At 54.8% G+C, this 16,953-nt stretch carries 16 protein-coding genes and 1 pseudogene; 8 read left to right on the plus strand and 9 right to left on the minus strand.

Annotated features, from left to right (window positions below; genetic code table 11):
- Positions 1-27 precede the first annotated feature (27 nt).
- Positions 28-1,554 (plus strand): glutamate:gamma-aminobutyrate antiporter, encoded by a 1,527-nt coding sequence (gene gadC / locus AAIG26_RS22895; protein WP_343181556.1) that lies wholly within the window; start codon positions 28-30, stop codon positions 1,552-1,554.
- Positions 1,555-1,595: 41 nt separating this feature from the next.
- Positions 1,596-1,910, plus strand: coding sequence for an acid-activated periplasmic chaperone HdeA (gene hdeA / locus AAIG26_RS22900; protein ID WP_020454885.1), 315 nt, complete (start codon positions 1,596-1,598; stop codon positions 1,908-1,910).
- Between the two features lie 51 nt (positions 1,911-1,961).
- On the opposite strand, the gene phnE (AAIG26_RS22905) is transcribed toward hdeA, so the two are convergent.
- The 4 genes from phnE (AAIG26_RS22905) to phnC all read right to left on the minus strand — a co-directional run bounded on the left by phnE (AAIG26_RS22905) (position 1,962) and on the right by phnC (position 5,614).
- Positions 1,962-2,843, minus strand: coding sequence for a phosphonate ABC transporter, permease protein PhnE (phnE, locus tag AAIG26_RS22905; protein WP_160268979.1), 882 nt, complete (start codon positions 2,841-2,843; stop codon positions 1,962-1,964).
- Positions 2,840-3,712, minus strand: coding sequence for a phosphonate ABC transporter, permease protein PhnE (gene phnE, locus AAIG26_RS22910; protein ID WP_020454883.1), 873 nt, complete (start codon positions 3,710-3,712; stop codon positions 2,840-2,842). The genes phnE (AAIG26_RS22905) and phnE (AAIG26_RS22910) overlap by 4 nt, the downstream gene beginning before the upstream one ends.
- 82 nt (positions 3,713-3,794) lie before the next feature.
- Entirely contained in the window at positions 3,795-4,736 is a 942-nt protein-coding gene (phnD, locus tag AAIG26_RS22915) for a phosphonate ABC transporter substrate-binding protein (RefSeq protein ID WP_020454882.1), read from the minus strand.
- A 35-nt stretch (positions 4,737-4,771) separates the two neighbouring features.
- The gene (gene phnC, locus AAIG26_RS22920; RefSeq protein ID WP_097407959.1) at positions 4,772-5,614 is read right to left on the minus strand and encodes a phosphonate ABC transporter ATP-binding protein; all 843 of its coding nucleotides are present in this window, start codon (positions 5,612-5,614) and stop codon (positions 4,772-4,774) included.
- 213 nt (positions 5,615-5,827) lie between these two features.
- Here phnC and AAIG26_RS22925 point away from each other — a divergent pair, with 213 nt between their 5' ends.
- From AAIG26_RS22925 to AAIG26_RS22940, 4 genes are all read left to right on the plus strand, one after another.
- Positions 5,828-6,187, plus strand: coding sequence for a DUF3592 domain-containing protein (locus tag AAIG26_RS22925; RefSeq protein ID WP_343181557.1), 360 nt, complete (start codon positions 5,828-5,830; stop codon positions 6,185-6,187).
- A gap of 302 nt (positions 6,188-6,489) precedes the next feature.
- Entirely contained in the window at positions 6,490-7,578 is a 1,089-nt protein-coding gene (locus tag AAIG26_RS22930; protein WP_160268989.1) for an ABC transporter substrate-binding protein, read from the plus strand.
- An 88-nt stretch (positions 7,579-7,666) separates the two neighbouring features.
- Positions 7,667-9,436, plus strand: a complete 1,770-nt coding sequence (locus AAIG26_RS22935; protein ID WP_343181558.1) for an iron ABC transporter permease — start codon at positions 7,667-7,669, stop codon at positions 9,434-9,436.
- Positions 9,429-10,502: an ABC transporter ATP-binding protein gene (locus AAIG26_RS22940; protein ID WP_020454877.1), complete on the plus strand. Its 1,074-nt coding sequence runs from the start codon at positions 9,429-9,431 to the stop codon at positions 10,500-10,502. The genes AAIG26_RS22935 and AAIG26_RS22940 overlap by 8 nt, the downstream gene beginning before the upstream one ends.
- A 40-nt stretch (positions 10,503-10,542) precedes the next feature.
- Here AAIG26_RS22940 and AAIG26_RS22945 read toward each other — a convergent pair whose 3' ends face one another.
- The 4 genes and pseudogenes from AAIG26_RS22945 to AAIG26_RS22960 all read right to left on the minus strand — a co-directional run bounded on the left by AAIG26_RS22945 (position 10,543) and on the right by AAIG26_RS22960 (position 13,539).
- Positions 10,543-11,178, minus strand: coding sequence for a DUF1109 domain-containing protein (locus AAIG26_RS22945; RefSeq protein WP_020454876.1), 636 nt, complete (start codon positions 11,176-11,178; stop codon positions 10,543-10,545).
- A pseudogene (locus AAIG26_RS22950) lies at positions 11,165-11,716 on the minus strand (sigma-70 family RNA polymerase sigma factor). Before AAIG26_RS22950 ends, AAIG26_RS22945 begins: the two are co-directional and overlap by 14 nt.
- Positions 11,717-11,725: 9 nt before the next feature.
- Entirely contained in the window at positions 11,726-12,949 is a 1,224-nt protein-coding gene (locus AAIG26_RS22955) for a cytochrome c biogenesis protein CcdA (RefSeq protein WP_343181559.1), read from the minus strand.
- A 38-nt stretch (positions 12,950-12,987) separates the two neighbouring features.
- Complete coding sequence (locus AAIG26_RS22960; protein ID WP_343181560.1) at positions 12,988-13,539, minus strand: peroxiredoxin; 552 nt, start codon at positions 13,537-13,539, stop codon at positions 12,988-12,990.
- 51 nt (positions 13,540-13,590) lie between these two features.
- Between AAIG26_RS22960 and AAIG26_RS22965 the strand changes: the two genes are divergently transcribed.
- Together AAIG26_RS22965 and AAIG26_RS22970 are read left to right on the plus strand one after the other, a co-directional pair.
- Positions 13,591-13,812, plus strand: a complete 222-nt coding sequence (locus AAIG26_RS22965; protein WP_343181561.1) for a hypothetical protein — start codon at positions 13,591-13,593, stop codon at positions 13,810-13,812.
- Positions 13,813-13,931: 119 nt separating this feature from the next.
- Entirely contained in the window at positions 13,932-15,578 is a 1,647-nt protein-coding gene (locus AAIG26_RS22970; protein WP_343181563.1) for an SgrR family transcriptional regulator, read from the plus strand.
- A gap of 1,031 nt (positions 15,579-16,609) precedes the next feature.
- Here AAIG26_RS22970 and AAIG26_RS22975 read toward each other — a convergent pair.
- Positions 16,610-16,953: hypothetical protein (locus tag AAIG26_RS22975; protein WP_343182142.1), on the minus strand; the 344-nt coding region annotated here is incomplete at its 5' end.

Raw genomic sequence — 16,953 nt, forward strand, 5'->3', positions numbered from 1 at the left:
AAGTCTCGTTATGAAAGGAGGAGTGCCATGGAGGCGGTGAACAAAAGCGTTCCGGCTAAGACATTATCCATGATTGGTTTTTTTGCTATCACCGCATCCATGGTGATGGCGGTGTATGAATACCCGACGTTTGCGACATCGGGTTTCAGCCTGGTTTTTTTCTTATTACTGGGCGGTATTTTATGGTTTATCCCGGTTGGCCTGTGTGCGGCTGAAATGGCCACGGTTGAGGGCTGGGAAGAGGGCGGGATCTTCACCTGGGTATCAAAAACGCTGGGAGAACGCTGGGGGTTTGCGGCAATTTCGTTTGGTTATCTGCAAATCGCGATCGGTTTTATCCCGATGCTCTACTTCGTACTGGGCGCGCTGGCTTATATCCTTGACTGGCCAGCGCTGAACAGTGACCCGCTGACGAAAACAATCGCCGCGTTAATCATTCTTTGGGCGCTGGCCTTTACCCAATTTGGCGGCACGAAATATACCGCGCAAATCGCCAAACTGGGCTTCTTCGGCGGCATCCTGCTGCCTGCCGCTATCCTCGTAGTGCTGGCCATCGCGTACCTTCTCAGCGGCGCGCCGCTGGCCATCACTTTTGATATGTCGACGTTTGTCCCGGATTTCACCCGGCTTGGCACGCTGGTGGTCTTTGTGGCGTTCATTCTGAGTTATATGGGAGTTGAGGCGTCGGCTACGCATGTTAACGAAATGAACAACCCAGGCCGTGACTATCCACTGGCAATGATACTGCTGATGATCGCCGCGATTTGCCTCAGTTCGATTGGCGGCTTGTCTGTCGCGGCCGTGATCCCACATAACGAGATCAACCTCTCTGCCGGGGTCGTTCAAACTTTCAGCGTGTTAATCACCCATTACGGTGCCGGACTCGCCTGGGCCGTAAAAGTCATCGCGGCGCTGCTGGTACTGGGCGTGCTGGCAGAGATCGCCTCATGGATTGTTGGCCCGTCTCGCGGCATGTATGTCACCGCACAGCGAGGCATACTGCCTGCGCCATTCGCCCGGGTTAATAAAAACGGTGTGCCGGTGACGCTGGTGGTGAGCCAACTGTTGATGACATCCGTTGCGCTGGTGGTGCTCACCAATTCGGGGGGCGGGAGCAATATGTCCTTTTTGATTGCCCTGACGCTGACGGTGGTGATTTATCTGTGTAGCTATTTTTTATTGTTCCTGGGCTATATGCAGTTAATTCGCAAACAGCCACAGCTCAAGCGCACCTTTCATATTCCCGGCGTAAAAGGATTCCGGCTCGCGGTGGCAGGGCTGGGCTTTTTGGTTTCGCTACTGGCCTTTATCGTCTCTTTTTATCCACCGGCCTCGATTGGCGGCGAAAGCGCCGACGAGAAGTACATCACGCTGCTGGTTATCTGTTTTGTGATTGTGCTGATCCTCCCCTTTCTGGTCTACGCGCTGCGTGACAAGCGCGGTAAACAAGGCACTGTGACCCTGGTTGCCATCACCGCTGATAATGCGCCGAAAGGACATTTCTTTATCCATCCACGCGCGCGTTCACCGCATCATTTAGCCCCTAAGGAATAGCAGTTTTTTCAATGATATGAGTCATTAATAAGGAGAAGTGAATGAAAACAACCGTTAGCATCATCGTTGGCAGCTTGCTGCTGGTTTCCGCTGCGACACAGGCAGCAGATAAAGGTAAACCCGTGAATAGCTGGACATGTGAGGATTTCCTCGCGCTGAAAGCCTCTTTCCAGCCAACTGCCATCGGCATTGCTGAAGCGTTAAATAACAAGGACAAACCTGAAGAAGCGGTGGTGGATGTTCAGGGGATTGAAACGGTGACGCCCGCCGTGATTGAAGCCTGCAAACAGGACAAACAGGCCACGTTCAAAAGCAAAGTGGAGGGCGAGTGGGACAAACTAAAAAAGGATATGTGAACGCGAAAATTTATTATGGCTAACCTGCCGGGGCATTGAGGCCCCGGCAACTTACTCGGGTTTAAACAGCGGCACTGTCTTGCCGGTAATATAGCGTCGGCGCAGCCAGGCCGACGCGCTATCCATCAGCATCACTACCGCCACCAGAATCACGGTGATAAACATCACCACATCCCAGTTCCACAGCCGCATATTCTCGGCGTAAATCAAACCAATCCCGCCCGCGCCAACAAAACCGAGCACCGCTGCCGAGCGGGTGTTGGACTCAATCTGATACAGGCTCAGCGCCAGAAATGTCGGGAAGGATTGGGTAAAAGTGCTGAAGCGGTGTTTCTGCAAACCGCCCGCGCCCACGGCGGTTAAGCCGCGCCCTGGCGAGCGATCCACCGCTTCGTGGCTTTCGGCGTACAGCCGGCCGAGCAAGCCGGTGTCCTGCATGATGATCGCCAGCACCCCGGCAAGCGGCCCAAGCCCGACGGCGCGCACAAAAATCAGCCCCCAGATCGCCATATCAATGCCGCGCAACATATCGAACAGGCGGCGCACGAAAAAAGCGATAACGCCCGCAATGCCGCCTTTCATGATGTTGCGCGCGGCAAAAAACGACAACAACAGCGCGAATAGTGTGGCGGTCGTTGTGCCGGCAAAGACAATCGCCAGCGTAATGCCAATCTGCGTGAAGTAGTAACCAAACGGCCAGTTGAGGAAATCATGCCAGACGAACATGCGCAAAATATAGCGGCCGATCTGCTGCATGCCGGTCAGCGCCTGTTCAACAGGAATGCCGAACTGCATAAAGAACCACACGTAATAGAGCAGCACGGCAAAGGCGATAAGCCCGAGGCGGCGCAGATAACGCCCCTGCGCCTGGAACAGTTTTCGGTTTAATTTGCGGCTCAATTCCACATTCGGTACGGCTTGCCAGTTGGTCATTTTTTCCCCTCCAGCACCCACTGGCGCAAGCGGCCAGAGAGCGTATCGAGCACGAAAACGACGATAATAATCAGCAACAGTGTGATGCTGACCTGATCGTAACGGTCGAGTTTGATGTTGGTCATCAGCTCCTGGCCGATGCCGCCCGCACCGACCAGCCCAAGAATGGTCGAGGAGCGAAAGTTAATTTCGAGACGCATAAAGCCATAAGAGAGAAAAATCGGTTTCACCTGCGGCCACAGCGCGAAGCGAATGCGTTGCAAACGTGTCGCGCCGCAGGAGGCCAGCCCGCGCACCGGTCTGTCATGCGTGCTCTCGACTGCTTCATAAAACAGCTTGGTCAGGCTGCCAACGGTGTGCAGCGCCAGTGCCAGAAATCCGGGGATCGCCCCGATGCCAAACGCCATCACGAAGATCACCGCCCACGCCAGTTCCGGCATGGTACGCAAAAAAGCGACCAGCGTACGCACGGCAAAACGTACCGGCGGCGGAGACCAGGTGTTGCCCGCCGCCAGAAAAGCCAGCACGGCGGCAATGGCGAATGAAACCAGCGTTGCGGCCAGCGCCAGTTGCAGGGTTTCCCAAATCAGCGGGAGCTGGATCGGCAAACGGTAGCCCCAGTACGCCAGCGAGCCTTTGGTGTGGCTGTCGGCAAACAGCACCGGCCAGTGCAGCGTCGGCACCGTTTCCAGCATGTAATCCATAAAGTTCGGCAGCGAGTGCCAGATGGTGGCGAGATTGAATTCTGCCGCGTTACCGGCGGCGAAATAGAGCGCCAGCAGCACCAGCGACCAGGCGACAGTGTCGCGCTTCTGGCGCATTCGGACTTGCTGATAGTAGTGCTCAAACTGCGTATTCGACATATTCATGCGTAGCGGGAGATCCTGTATGACCATCGAATAAAAGCCCCTGGTTTTTACGCAGGGGCCGAAGAATCGATGCGGCGAAGGATTAGCGTGCGGTAACCAGTTCGCGTTTCATCTCGATAATCTGTTTAAAGTCATCCACGCTGCCTGGGCCGATATGCTGCGTACCGCCCATCGCTTTCACGAAGCAGGCGTGGTTATCGGTATCCAGTTTTTTAACCGCGGTAATCACTTTGGCTTTGAAATCCGCCGGCAGGCTGTTGCTCACCAGAATCGGGCCGTTCGGGATCAGCGGCGATTCCCAGATGATGCGGATCTCTTTCATCAGGTTCGGGTGATCCATGCGGATCAGACGGTTAAACGCCCCGACGCTGTAGCCTGAGTTGTAATCGCCGACCATCGAAGTCCAGGTGACAGCGCCCGCGAACTGGCCGTTCAGCACGCCGAGGATGTCCTGCTCGTGACCACCGGAGAAGGTGACGCTGGAGAAGTAGTTGTTGTATTTATTGTCCGCGTTACCGCCAAACTTCTGTTTGAAGGCGTAGTTCGGGATCAGGTAACCGGAAGTGGAATCCGGATCGGCGAAGCCAAACGCTTTACCTTTCAGATCTTCCAGTTTTTTGTACGGGCTGTCGGCTTTCACGATCACCACCGAGTGGTAACCGCGCGATTGATCTTTGTCATCCACCGCGATCCCGACGATATCCACGGCTTTCGGGTTATTGATATACACGGATGCGTAAGAGGAGGGGGACATGCTCAGCACCACGTCGACTTTTCCGCCCAACAGACCCTGAATCACGCCCGAATAATCAGACGAGTTGCGCAGCTTGGTATCCACGCTGAGCTCTTTATCCAGAAACTCTTTCACGCACTGGTTATCACCAATTTGTTGGGTTGCGTTCTGGCCGCCCAAAATCCCCAGATTTAATTCCTTCGGCTGCTCCGCGGCAGCCGCCTGCCATGCCAGCAGAAGACCTGTCATCAATGCCGATAAACGTAATGCGCCAGAAATATGCTTTTTCATTGTCATTGCCTGTGTCGTCTCATTGGAAGGAATAATTAATGCAATTGACTGATTTCATCGCCGTACAGCACCTGCAGCACGTCCTGCGTTAACCGGGAGGGATGATCGTCAAAAATGATCCGTCCCTGGGAAACGCCGATAACGCGGGTGCAATACTCTTTCACCAGCTCCACGGAGTGCAGGTTCACCATCACGCTGATGCCTTGCTCGCTCACTTCGCGTAATACGCCCATGATGCGCTGGGTATTTTTCGGATCCAGCGAAGCGACAGGTTCGTCCGCCAGTAAAAGAGAAGGGTTTTGGATTAACGCGCGGCAAATGGCGACACGCTGCATCTGACCGCCGGAAAGCGTTTCCGCCCGCTGTAAGGCATGCGGCAGCATGTTCAGCCACTCCAGCAAAGCGATTGCTCTGGCGCGGTCTTCATCGGTAAAGACTTTAAACAGAGATTTCAGCGTCGACGTCTGGCTCAGCCTGCCGAGCAGCACATTGGTCAGCACGTCGAGGCGCGGCACCAGGCAGAAGTCCTGGAAAATCATGCCGCACTGGCTGCGCCACTGATTAAGCGCACGACCTTTCAGATGGGTGACATCGCGAGGCGTACCCACTTCCGGGAAACTTAGAATTTCGCCAGAGGTGGCGCTGTGCGTGCCGTTTAGTACATGCAGCAACGTGGATTTCCCTGCGCCGGAGCGTCCAATCACGCCGACCATCTCACCGCTGTGCAGATCAAAACTGATGTCGTGCAGCACGGTCTGGTGCGCGTTATAGGCTTTACGTAAGTTCTTCACGCTCAGCACCTTTTGCTTCGGCACCGTGTTTAATTGATGCAGAGACGAATAGTGGTCTTCAGAGATTTCTGCCAACGCGCTGTTCATAAGTCTTCCGGTTTTTTCATTAAACTGGCGACCATTAAGAGCACGGGTGATGATCGTTTTATGACGAAAAAGCGAACAAATAATGAACACGGAAGTTTGGCTTTGGAAAGGGCGTGCGAGCGTGCGTCGATTTCGTTATCCTGCCCGCCGCACCACAGGTGCTACGTCAGGCAGTGGGACACACAGCGACGGAGAAAATAAATGGCGTTTACAATGTCTTATTTCGTTTTTATCTTCATTGTCGTCCTGGCGGCGTTTCTGCTTTATTACGCGCTGCGCTGGGTTCGCCAGCTCTTTATCGAAGCCCATGTGATGAAACACGGCATCGGTGCGAATGCCGATATTATTGCCCTTAAACGCACCAACTGGATGGACAGGCGCTCTGTCTATTGTGAACTGGTGTTGCGCTTCAGAACCCGCGAGGGGCAACTGGTGCAGGCGAGCGTGTTTCAGTTCCTGGATAACCGTGAAATTGTGCGGTTTGCCGAGGGCAACGGCACAACCGTGAAGTACGATCCGCAAAATCCGCAGCATATTGTGCTGTATGATCGTCCGCTGATTTTAGGTGACTAATATCCCGGTTATCGATCGTGTAAGCGTTATAAATAAAAAAGATATCGCCTGCGTTAATTCTCTTTCGTCCTCACTTCGTCTCTCTAATAAATCTTTTTCATTCCGTGATGAAAACAGGAACAGATCTATCTGGCTGATCTGTAATGCTTTAACGCATCTATGTGCGCAAACCTGCAACCTCAGTAATTAAATCCCGCCAGCGTCACAAAACCTGGAAAAAACAAGCCACTGCGTTGCAGCGGGTGAAATGCACGCTATATGTTAAATTTGTGTTTAAAAAATGATACCAAAGGGGTTTGTTCATGGATAAGAAATTCACTGTTCTGGCCGTGGCGCTGGCGGCGCTGTTTTCCGGCGCTGCGCTGGCTGCCGTGCCTCAGGGGTACCCGGCGGATTACCAGAAAATCGTAGACGCCGGAACCAAAGAAGGCAAAGTTGTTATTTATTCCACCACCGATACCAAAGCCGCAGGCCCGCTGATCAAGGGATTCGAGGCGCAGTATCCGGGCATAAAAGTGGAATATAACGATATGAACAGTACCGAACTGTACAACCGTTATCTTAGCGAACAGGCTTCCGGCGGCGGCAGTGGCGATGTGGTCTGGAGTTCCTCTATGGATACCGCGCTGAAGCTGGCCACCGACTATGCGGCTGAATACGCGTCGCCCGAGCTGGATAAACTGCCCAAGTGGGCAGTCTGGGAGAAAAAAGCCTACGGCACCACCTACGAGCCAGTGGTCTTTATCTATAACAAACGCCTGATCCCGGCGGGCGACGTACCGGATTCGCACACCGCGCTTGGCAAACTTATCGCCAGCCAGACCGACAAATTCAAAAATAAAGTCACCACCTACGATATCGAAAAATCGGGGCTTGGTTTTATGCTCGCGGTTGAAGACAGCAAGCACGACAAAGACTATTTCACCCATCTGGCGGATGTGGCGAAGGGCGGTTTAACCGTGCAATCCTCCACCGGCACGATGATGGAGCGCGTCTCTTCCGGCGAAAATCTGATTGGCTACAACATTCTGGGCTCCTACGCCGAAGCGCGCGCGAAGGGGGATAATTCGCTGGGCATCTCCTACCCGAAAGATTACGTGCTGGTGCTGTCGCGCGTGTCGTTTATCAGCGCTGAAGCAGAGCACAGCAACGCCGCGAAACTGTGGTTTGACTATGTGCTGTCGGAAAAAGGGCAGAGCATTCTCGCTAACCAGGCGGATATCCCCTCGCTGCGTAACGATATTGAAGGCAAAAACGACATCGACGGCATGACCAAACAGCTGGGCGACGCACTGAAGCCGATTGCGGTGGATGAGTCGCTGCTGGAGTATCTGGAGCCGAAAAAACGTCTGGAATTTATTAAACAATGGCGCGCTGCTGCCGCTAAATAACGCCCTGACCGGTTGTGCGCCGGTTTTGCGCACAACCCTTTTCTCAGCCAGCGGGTTGGCGTGAGGTTCCTGACCAAAGGGAAGATGTATGAATAGTGTGCGCAGAAAATGGCAGGGGTTGCCGCGCGGCGTCATTGTGTTAATTACCGCGCTGGTTATCTATATCCCGCTGTTATTTATTGTGGTGCAGAGTTTTCTCTCGGCGCCCTTTTTTGTCCGCTCCAAGGAACTGAGTCTCGAAGCCTTCGAGTTTATCTTTACCGATCCGGATTTTTATCTGGCGCTGAAGTCCGGCTTTATCCTCGCTTTTGGCCTGGTGTTTATCGCTATTCCACTGGGCGGCATTCTGGCGTTTTTGATGGTGCGCACCGATTTACCGGGCCGCCGTTTTATTGAGCCGCTGATCCTCGTGCCTATTTTTGTCTCGCCGATGGTGCTCGGCTTTGGCTACGTGGTGGCCGCCGGGCCGGTGGGCTTTTTCTCGCGCTGGGCGCAGGAATTAATCGGCTTTGTGCCATGGAACATCTATTCGATGTTCAGCATCGTGGTGATTGCCGGGCTAACGCACGTCCCGCACGCTTATCTCTATATCTCCTCGGCGCTGCGCAGCGTCGGTTCTGACGTGGAAGAAGCCGCACGAACGGTTGGCGCTTCGCCGTTGCAGGTGATGACTTCTGTCAGCCTGCCGATGGTGCGCCCGTCAATTTTGTACGCCTGCGTTCTGCTGTTCTTCCTTGGGCTGGAGGTGTTCGGCCTGATGCTGGTGCTGGGCGATCCGGAAGGCAACATGGTGCTGGCGACCTACCTGTATAAACTGACCAATAAACTGGGCACGCCCTCTTACCACCTGATGGCAGCGGTGGCGGTGGTGCTGATTTGTATCACTATTCCGCTGGTGATGCTGCAACGCCGCCTGATGCGCACCGCCAACCGTTTTGTCACCATGAAAGGCAAAGCCTCGCAGGCGCGGGCGCTGCCGCTGGGTAAATGGCGCTGGGTCGCCGGTGCGGTGGTGGTAGCCTGGTTGACGGTCACCATCGGCGTGCCGTTGATTGGCGTCGTGCTGCGGGCGTTTATCTCCAACTGGGGGGTTGGCGTTTCCCTGTGGGATGAAGTGTCGCTCGATACCTTCCGCAATATCTGGCAGCAACCCAACCTGCTGCGCGCCATTGTCAACTCGATGGCGATTGGCATTTTTGGTGGCGCGCTGGCGGTGATCTGTTATCTGTTTGTCAGCATTGCCATGCACCGCAAGCAGGATAACGTGACGCGGTTTCTTGATTACAGCGTGCTGGTTCCCCGCGCCGTACCTGGGCTGCTGGCCGGTCTGGCATTTTTGTGGGTGTTCCTGTTTTTACCGATGTGGCTCGATCAGTCGCTGAAAAACGGCTGGCTTTCCGGGTTGCCGGTGGCCGAGTGGCTGCGCGAAAACCTGATTGTCTGGCTGCGCTCGCTGCGTAACACCATCTTTAGCGTCTGGCTGGCCTACACCGTGGTGTGGATGGCTTACGGCCTGCGGCTTATCTCCTCCACGCTGTTGCAGGTCGGGCCGGAACTGGAAGAGGCGGCGCGCAGCACGGGAGCGACCAGCGGGCAAGTGACCCGCCATGTGACGGTGCCGCTGTCGCGTTATGGCCTGATTGGCTCCTGGCTGCTGATGTTTCTGATTTTTGAGCGCGAATACTCAACCGGCGTTTATCTGCTCTCGCCCGGGACGGAAACCATCGGCTCGATGCTGGTGTCGCTGTGGGCGGCAGGGGCGATTGATATTGTCGCCGCGCTGTCGTTTATCAATATTCTGCTGGTGGTCATTGGTCTTGGTGTGGCCCTGCGCTTTGGAGTGAAATTACATGATTGAGCTGGCGGTAGAAAACCTGCATCTGACCTACGGTGATAACGCGGTGCTTAAAGGCGTCTCGATGGAGCTGAAACGCGGCGAAGTGGTGTCGCTGCTTGGCCCTTCCGGCAGCGGCAAAACCACGCTGCTGCGCGCTGTCGCCGGGCTGGAAAAACCAACCCACGGGCGGATCACCATTGGTAATAACGTGGTGTACGACGGTACGCCGCGTAGTGAAGTTCCGGCAGAGGAACGCAATCTTGGCCTGGTGTTCCAGTCCTACGCATTGTGGCCGCATAAAACGGTGTTCGAGAATGTCGCTTACCCGCTCAAGCTGCGCAAAGTGAGTACGGCGGAAATCAACACCCGCGTGCAAACCGTGCTGGATCAGCTTGGGCTGGGTACGCTTGGCAAGCGCCATCCGCACCAGCTTTCCGGCGGCCAGCAGCAGCGTGTGGCGATTGGCCGGGCGCTGGTCTACAACCCGCCGGTGATTTTGCTCGATGAACCGCTTTCCAACCTCGATGCCAAGCTGCGTGAAGAGGCGAGGGTTTTCCTGCGCGAACTGATTGTCAAACTGGGGCTATCGGCGCTGATGGTGACGCACGATCAGAATGAAGCGATGGCGATTTCCGACCGCATTTTGTTGCTCAACAACGGGGTGATTGAGCAGCAAGGTACGCCGCAGGAGATGTACGCCACGCCGTCGACGCTGTTTACCGCCGAGTTTATGGGCAGCAACAACCGGCTGCACGGCAAGGTGAGCGAAGTCAGTAACGGCAGGGCGAGGATTGAAGGGGCAAACTGGGCGCTGTGGGGCGTTGCCGGGCCGGGCGTACGCGCGGGCCAGGATTGCACGGCGGTGATCCGCGTCGAAAGCCTGCGACTGGCGGACTCGCCGCAGGATAACTCGCTGGATTTGCCCATGCTCACCAGCATGTATCTGGGCGATCGCTGGGAGTATCTGTTCCGCACCTCCGGCGATGATTTCGCGATCCGTGTTTACGGCACCCAGCAGCGCAACCAGCAAAACTACCGCGTGGTGCTGCCCGCTGAACAGCTGTGGATCTTCCCGCAAAAAAGCTAAGTATGTAAGCACGTACTGACTGTTCAGTACGTGCTACGCATTACGGCAGTGACACCCATTTGTAGCCCAGCGCTATCGTTGCCAGCATAATGGTGCTAAAGGCGGCGATATGCAGCATCAAATCCGCCAGGCTGATGTGCGTCGGGTGGCAAAGGGCAAGCAACGTCAGCGCCATGCAGGCGACGCCCGCGCCTGCGGCCGCCAGGCTGCGCGCCGGGAAAAGCGTGCGCGTGCGGCGCAGGTAAGCAATCACTATCAATACCATCGGCGTGCTGACCGTCACCATAAACAAATAACAGTTTGGCCCTTCGACCGCCGTACTTACCGGTAACACGCGGTGCAGATGCAGATTACTGAACGTACCGGCAAGCCACAGTGCCGCCAGCGGTGTAAACCATTTCCAGCCCAGCGCGTTGCGTCCGGCGATGCTCAACAAAAACGCGTTACGCACCGCCAGCGTCCCGGCGATAAACGTCAGCAGCAACTGCATCAGCGCCCACCACGCACCAGGCTGCGACCAGTCGGTTAGCGTGCGGTTGAGCACGAAACCCGCTATAACCCCGCAGGGCAGCGCGAGCGCCACCCAGCTTAGCGCCCGCCAGCCCGGCTGGAAGGGGCGTTTTACCGGGGCGATGGAGCGCCCCAGTTGTTCAATTAACAGTTCATGATCGGCCATGGTGTGCTCCTAACCGACGAAGGTTGCTCAGGGCGCGATGCAACAGAGATTTCACGGCGGCGACCGTCAAATTTTGCTGCGTCGCGGTTTATGCCAGCGTCATTTCGCGCAGGTGAACATGTTCAACCACCTCCCGCTGGCGCGCAGGAAGCTGATTTAGCAGCACTGCCAGCTCGTCGTGTGATGGCGGTTCCATGCTGGTGGCAAGCAGGGGAATATCCGTCTCGCTGGCGATTTCGCGCTGCTGGTGGCGACCGCGTTTGCGCAGGGCATCCACCGCGCGGGCGTTGGCTATCGCCATCAGCCATGGCAGAAAAGGTGCGCCCGGATCGTAGGTGTGCCGTACCCGGTGTACGGTGAGCAGCACATCCTGAATCACATCTTCCACCAGCTCCTCGTCGGCGATATGTTTGCGTGCAAGCGAGCGGATAACCGGCACCAGCGCTTTGAGCAGCCGCGTATAGGCCTGACTGTCGCCGGACTGCGCCAGCGCCATCAGCTGCGGCCATTCGTCGCGCGCTGCCTCATTTTTTTCCATATCCCGCCTTCAGGTTTTTTTACCGCTGGCCTGCGTGAGCGCGTTGACGACAATTGAGGGGGTCAGCACCTGCGGTAAAATATGCGGTGCGCTGCCGTCCGCCGGGTAGACCACATACAGCGGCAAACTGCCTTGCCCCAGCTCGTTCAGCGCATCATCAATATCAGCATTAAATTTGGTCGAATCCGCCACCATATACAGCGTGCCGGTTTTCGCCAGCGCCTCTTTCACGGCTTGTGTCGAGAGCGAGGTCTTTTCATTTACCTGGCAGGTTATGCACCAGGAGGCGGTGAAATTGACAAAGATAGCCTTGCCGTGGCCGCGATTATCCGCCACGGTTTGCGGCGACCATTTGACCTCTTCTACCGTATTGCTCGCCGTAAGCGGTGCGCCGCTTTGCACTACCGAAGGCAGCGGAACAATCGCGGCCAGCAATAGCGCTGCGGTCAGCGCAAACAGCACTTTATGACCGCGCCCGGCGAACCGACGCTGCTGCGCCATGCCGTAAAGCCAGGCGGCGAAACTGACCACCACGGCCGCCGCCAGAATAGCCGCCAGCGCCGTCGTTCCCGCTTGTTGCGCCAGTACCCACACCAGCCAGCCGAAGGCACCAAACATCGGAAAGGCCAGCCCGCGTTTTAGCGTATTCATCCACGCGCCGGGGCGCGGTAGCCATTTGCCGAGCGCCGGAAACAGTGAAATCAGCGTAAACGGCGCGGTAAAACCGAGCGCCAGTGCGACGAATATCGCCAGCGCCACGGCGGGCGGTTGCACCAGCGCGTAGCCGATGGCGCCCGCCATAAACGGGGCCGCGCACGGGGTAGCGACAATGATTGAGAGCGCACCGGTCAGCGCCGCACGCAGAAATGCCCCGCGTTCTATGGTTAACTCACCGGCGCGTTGCACCGACAGACCGATCTCAAACACGCCGAGCAAATTGAGTGCCGCACCAAGAATAACCAGCGCCAGAAAGGCGATCACCAGCGGCGATTGCAACTGAAAGCCCCAGCCCACGGCGGTTCCCCCGGCGCGTAACGCCAGCAACACGCCCGCAAGCGCCAGCATGGTCAGCACACAGCCGAGTAAAAAAGCGAGCCCCTCTTTGCGGGTTTGCGCCGGACGTTGCGTATGACGCAGCAGCCCCAGCGCTTTCAGCGAAATGATGGGAAACACGCAGGGCATAAAGTTGAGAATAATGCCGCCTGCGAAGGCGGCGAGCATGGCGGTTAACATAGCGATTCTCTGATGGATAACGACATTAACGGGGCTGTTTACGAATGCGTGTTCGCATACTGTTTCACCGCTTCCATCGTTTTCTGAATATGCGTCTCCGGGTTTCTGTCAGTGTAGCTCAGCAGGATTTTGCCATCCGGCGCGATCACATAAGAGGTGCGATCCGAGAGGGTTTTGCCGTTCATTTTCATCAGCGTGTCATATTGCGCCGCCACTTTCGCGCCCGGATCGGCGGTGACGGTGAATTTGTCGCGACACTCCAGTTTTGAAAATTCATCGACCTGGTCGGTGTTGCCAGCGGTAACACCAACCACTGTCGCGCCCAGTTTTTTGAAATCGTCCGTCGCTTCGGCGAAGGCGTGCGCTTCGATGGTACAACCCTTGCTGAACGCCGCCGGGAAGAAGTAGAGCACCACCGGGCCTTTTTGCAGTGCCTGCTGCAACGAGAAGGTGAGCGGTTTTCCGGCCAGCGCGCCTTGCAATTTAAAGTCCGGTGCTTGCGAACCGGTGGGCAGGGCAGCGTGGGCATTTGCGATGTTTAACAGTGCAGCGGCGGCGAGGCTGAGAACGAGTTTTTTCATTGGGATCATGTTGCGCTCCAGTTGGGGAAGTCAGTTAACGCTCAAATACAGTTCGTTCGAATGCCGGCAAAAGTTTCGCGCAGCTTTAAAAAAATAGCGTTATTTTCCCGGCAAGCGTGGCGCGTAATGCTGCGTCATGTGCATTTTTATGGTGTGCTGGAAAAGAAAATCAATGAAAAATCTGAATTGGTTAACCTGACAAAAAGTGGCTGGGTTTCAAATGAAAATTACCCATTTAGCCTTGTTTGTCATATGATTACTGCCCTTAGAGGACGGTTATAAAGCGCACGGAATGCGGCGGCGTCGATTCTGGCTTTTTTCTCATATGCTACATTTAAGAGGCTTTCCTCTGGCCTGATGGCTCATCTTTTAACTTCCTTGTGTGACGCTGGGAAACCTTAATGCTCTATAACTCTGCCGTTAAAAAAGGGAGTTTGCTGCGCCGTTATAATCGGCTGCTCACCCGCTATAATACCCACCGCCATGAAGTATCGTTGGCACAAATCGCCGATACATTAGCCTGCACGTCGCGCTATGCGCGCTCTTTGCTCCATGAAATGCAGGAGGAGGGCTGGCTGGTGTGGAATTCCCGCCCGGGGCGCGGCGCGCTTGGCGTACTGCAATGCCGCATGAATGCGGCGGCGCTGGAGACGCTGGTGGCTGGTGAGTACCCGGCATCGGAAACCGAAATGGCGGCCGTGCAGGCGCAGCCGCACTATTCCAGCGATGGCTTTCGCTATTTCATCTCTTTCTACCGGCCGCTGCTGGCGCCGATTCCTTCCATCCACACCGATCGCGCCGGGCGGCATATTTTACAAATGGTGCATGCCGGTCTGGCGCGCCATATTCCTGAGCAAGTTGCGCCGATCCCCGGTCTTGCTCATACCATCACCTGCAGTGAAGATGGATTGCGCTGGCGTTTTATTCTGCGTCGCGGCTTGGTGTGGCATAACGGCGAGCCTGTGCTGCCTGAGCAGCTTCGGCAGACGCTCGAGCGTTATGCCGGTGGCCCTGGCCTGCCGCATGTCATGGACGTGAAATGCGAAAATTATGTGCTGACGATGCAGCTCGGCCAGCGAGACAACATGCTGCTTTACCGGCTGGCAAACCCGGTTTATGCGCTGCCGCATCCGCGCAACGGCTCCATTGGCCTGGGGCCATTTAAAGTGAGTGAGCACTCAAGCAGCCAACTGGTGCTTACCCGCGCGGCGTCCTGGTATGGTGAAACACCGCAGGCGTCGGAGATTGTTTACAACACGCCGCTTAGTGTCGCACCGCTGCCGGCGCTGGTGCGTCTGGATACGCCTCATTCGATGATTGCGCCGGAAGCCATGACCGAACGGGATAATGCCGACGCGTTCTACTACGTCACCTTCAACCAGGCACGCGGGCGTTTAAATGCGCAGCAGCAGGCGTTTATCCGGCGCGTTACGCGCTGTATTTGCGCGGGGTTGATTGAGCGGGAAGAGACGCTCGGCCCGCTGCCGGAGTGGCTGCAGCCAACCCACGAGCCGGATGTGCAGGCGTTATTGCCGGATAGCCTGAATCTTGTCTATTTCCGCTCAACGGAGATGCGCAAACTGGTAGATGAGCTGGCAAAAAGCCTGCGTTATCGTGGGTGCAAGGTAACGTTGACGCCGATAAGCGTGACGCACTGGCTGTTGCAGGATAAAAACTGGGCCGAGCAGGATCTGTGCATGGGTTTTCTGCGTTTTGAGCAGCATGATGCTTTCAGCATGGAAGAGCGATACCGTCATAGCGTGATGTGGGCCTGGTTCTGGGGCGAAGCGGTCTGGCGGCGCGGGATCAGCATTCTTGATCGTATTAATGCCGGGCCTGCTGAGCGCTACAGCCAGCGCGTCAAAAGATTGATGCGCTTTCTCAGTAACCGCCGCTGGATCGTGCCGCTGCTTGCGCAACGCTACCGTCTTGTAACACCTGCCAGCGTGCAGGGGGTTTTTTGCTACCCGCAAAGCTGGCCCGATTTCACAAGGCTATGGACCGATGAGTCGCAGCCTACCGAGAGCATACAACCGCAACAGGAGTAGCTTTTCTGGTTTAAAATGTCGTGATTTTCGTTAGTTTTGGTGTTTAAAATCGGAAATTGGCATGGAAAATTAACGCTGACGATATTAAAATTTGCCTTGTGGTATCGTTTTTTCGTGGTTTTGCAATAAAGTTTAACTATAACAATGGGTTGTAGTGTTAACATCGCAGACGGCAGAAACTGGACGATTAAAAAAGATACGGTAGAATACGCCTCCGCAGTCATTGCCAAACACGCTGCCATCTATTTTTTTCGCTAATAAGATAAAACCATCAGAATATATCCATTAAAATATTAAATGGATATTTTTATGGTGTGTTATATCTCCTGTTTTTTTTGAATTACAGTAATTCCCATTCCTGATGTTTACCTTTTTTATATTTCCTCTTTGCATTTTAATTTTCCAGTTTGCGTGCTGAGAAAAATATGCAGACCTTTCCCTTGTTTCCTGTCTTTGTTGAGCTTCTGCTTGCCTTTCTTGCTTAACGCACTGAAAAAAAGCAAAAAAAAATGCCACCCAAGGTGGCAATCGAAATAGTGGTTTTACATCACATATGACAACTAATGTACTGTTTAATTGCCACAGTAATATAGTTTAGTCACCAGGTTTCCCGACATATGGCAACTAAAGATCACGCCTTTCATCGAGAGGGGATTTAAGCAAAGCACCAATCAGAATGAACCGGTAAAACGTCCTGTTGCATTGCTTGAATGTATTTTCTCTATTTTTGATGCGTTCGTAAATAACCTTTTTTCTGCCGATTGATATATCCGGGGGTAAAAAAACAGAACAAAAAAAACCTTATTAAAAAGTGCCAATTATTTACTCTGGTCATCCCCCGATCAGGCAGCATTTTTAACCGGAAAAAAAGGATCAAAATCAGCGCTTTTGTTTTTTAATGCGATTGACCTCACACTCATCGTCGGAATTAATGAAACATTTAGAAACATTTTTGTTAGGGGATGCCCTGGGAGCGGCATTCTGCGCGGGTTTATCGCTAAGACTAGTACGAAGATAACCAACGCTGATGGTCAAATAAACCGCACAGAGGATTGTGCTATGGATAAAGGCCGTAAAACAGAACGCAAGCGCGCATCGGGAAATTTCAGCCGTCCGGACAGGCGCTGAAGGCCAAAATGAATACCATAACGCCACACAGGGTAAACCACCGAAACTAAACGGTAGCTAACCGCGCAGAAGAAAGATGCTGGCTTTGGCGTCCGAACGCCACGCAGAGGAAAACACCGGAACTGGAAATCAGCTAACAGCACAGAAGAAAGGTGCTGATTTTCGCGCCCGAACGTCACGCAGAGGAAAACACCGGGACTGGAAGACAGCTTACAGCACAGAAGAAAGATGCTGGTTTTGGCGCCCG

It is taken from the genome of Kosakonia sp. PSU_27 (genome assembly GCF_039409795.1).
In the GTDB taxonomy this organism is placed as follows: domain Bacteria; phylum Pseudomonadota; class Gammaproteobacteria; order Enterobacterales; family Enterobacteriaceae; genus Kosakonia.

What these genes read in the sequence shown, in the direction of transcription:
- gadC (WP_343181556.1), top strand. Translation starts at nt 28, where the DNA reads ATGGAGGCGGTGAACAAAAGCGTTCCGGCTAAGACATTATCCATGATT.
- hdeA (WP_020454885.1), top strand. Translation starts at nt 1,596, where the DNA reads ATGAAAACAACCGTTAGCATCATCGTTGGCAGCTTGCTGCTGGTTTCC.
- phnE (WP_160268979.1), bottom strand. Translation starts at nt 2,843, where the DNA reads ATGACCAACTGGCAAGCCGTACCGAATGTGGAATTGAGCCGCAAATTA.
- phnE (WP_020454883.1), bottom strand. Translation starts at nt 3,712, where the DNA reads ATGAATATGTCGAATACGCAGTTTGAGCACTACTATCAGCAAGTCCGA.
- phnD (WP_020454882.1), bottom strand. Translation starts at nt 4,736, where the DNA reads ATGAAAAAGCATATTTCTGGCGCATTACGTTTATCGGCATTGATGACA.
- phnC (WP_097407959.1), bottom strand. Translation starts at nt 5,614, where the DNA reads ATGAACAGCGCGTTGGCAGAAATCTCTGAAGACCACTATTCGTCTCTG.
- AAIG26_RS22925 (WP_343181557.1), top strand. Translation starts at nt 5,828, where the DNA reads ATGTCTTATTTCGTTTTTATCTTCATTGTCGTCCTGGCGGCGTTTCTG.
- AAIG26_RS22930 (WP_160268989.1), top strand. Translation starts at nt 6,490, where the DNA reads ATGGATAAGAAATTCACTGTTCTGGCCGTGGCGCTGGCGGCGCTGTTT.
- AAIG26_RS22935 (WP_343181558.1), top strand. Translation starts at nt 7,667, where the DNA reads ATGAATAGTGTGCGCAGAAAATGGCAGGGGTTGCCGCGCGGCGTCATT.
- AAIG26_RS22940 (WP_020454877.1), top strand. Translation starts at nt 9,429, where the DNA reads ATGATTGAGCTGGCGGTAGAAAACCTGCATCTGACCTACGGTGATAAC.
- AAIG26_RS22945 (WP_020454876.1), bottom strand. Translation starts at nt 11,178, where the DNA reads ATGGCCGATCATGAACTGTTAATTGAACAACTGGGGCGCTCCATCGCC.
- AAIG26_RS22955 (WP_343181559.1), bottom strand. Translation starts at nt 12,949, where the DNA reads ATGTTAACCGCCATGCTCGCCGCCTTCGCAGGCGGCATTATTCTCAAC.
- AAIG26_RS22960 (WP_343181560.1), bottom strand. Translation starts at nt 13,539, where the DNA reads ATGATCCCAATGAAAAAACTCGTTCTCAGCCTCGCCGCCGCTGCACTG.
- AAIG26_RS22965 (WP_343181561.1), top strand. Translation starts at nt 13,591, where the DNA reads ATGCCGGCAAAAGTTTCGCGCAGCTTTAAAAAAATAGCGTTATTTTCC.
- AAIG26_RS22970 (WP_343181563.1), top strand. Translation starts at nt 13,932, where the DNA reads ATGCTCTATAACTCTGCCGTTAAAAAAGGGAGTTTGCTGCGCCGTTAT.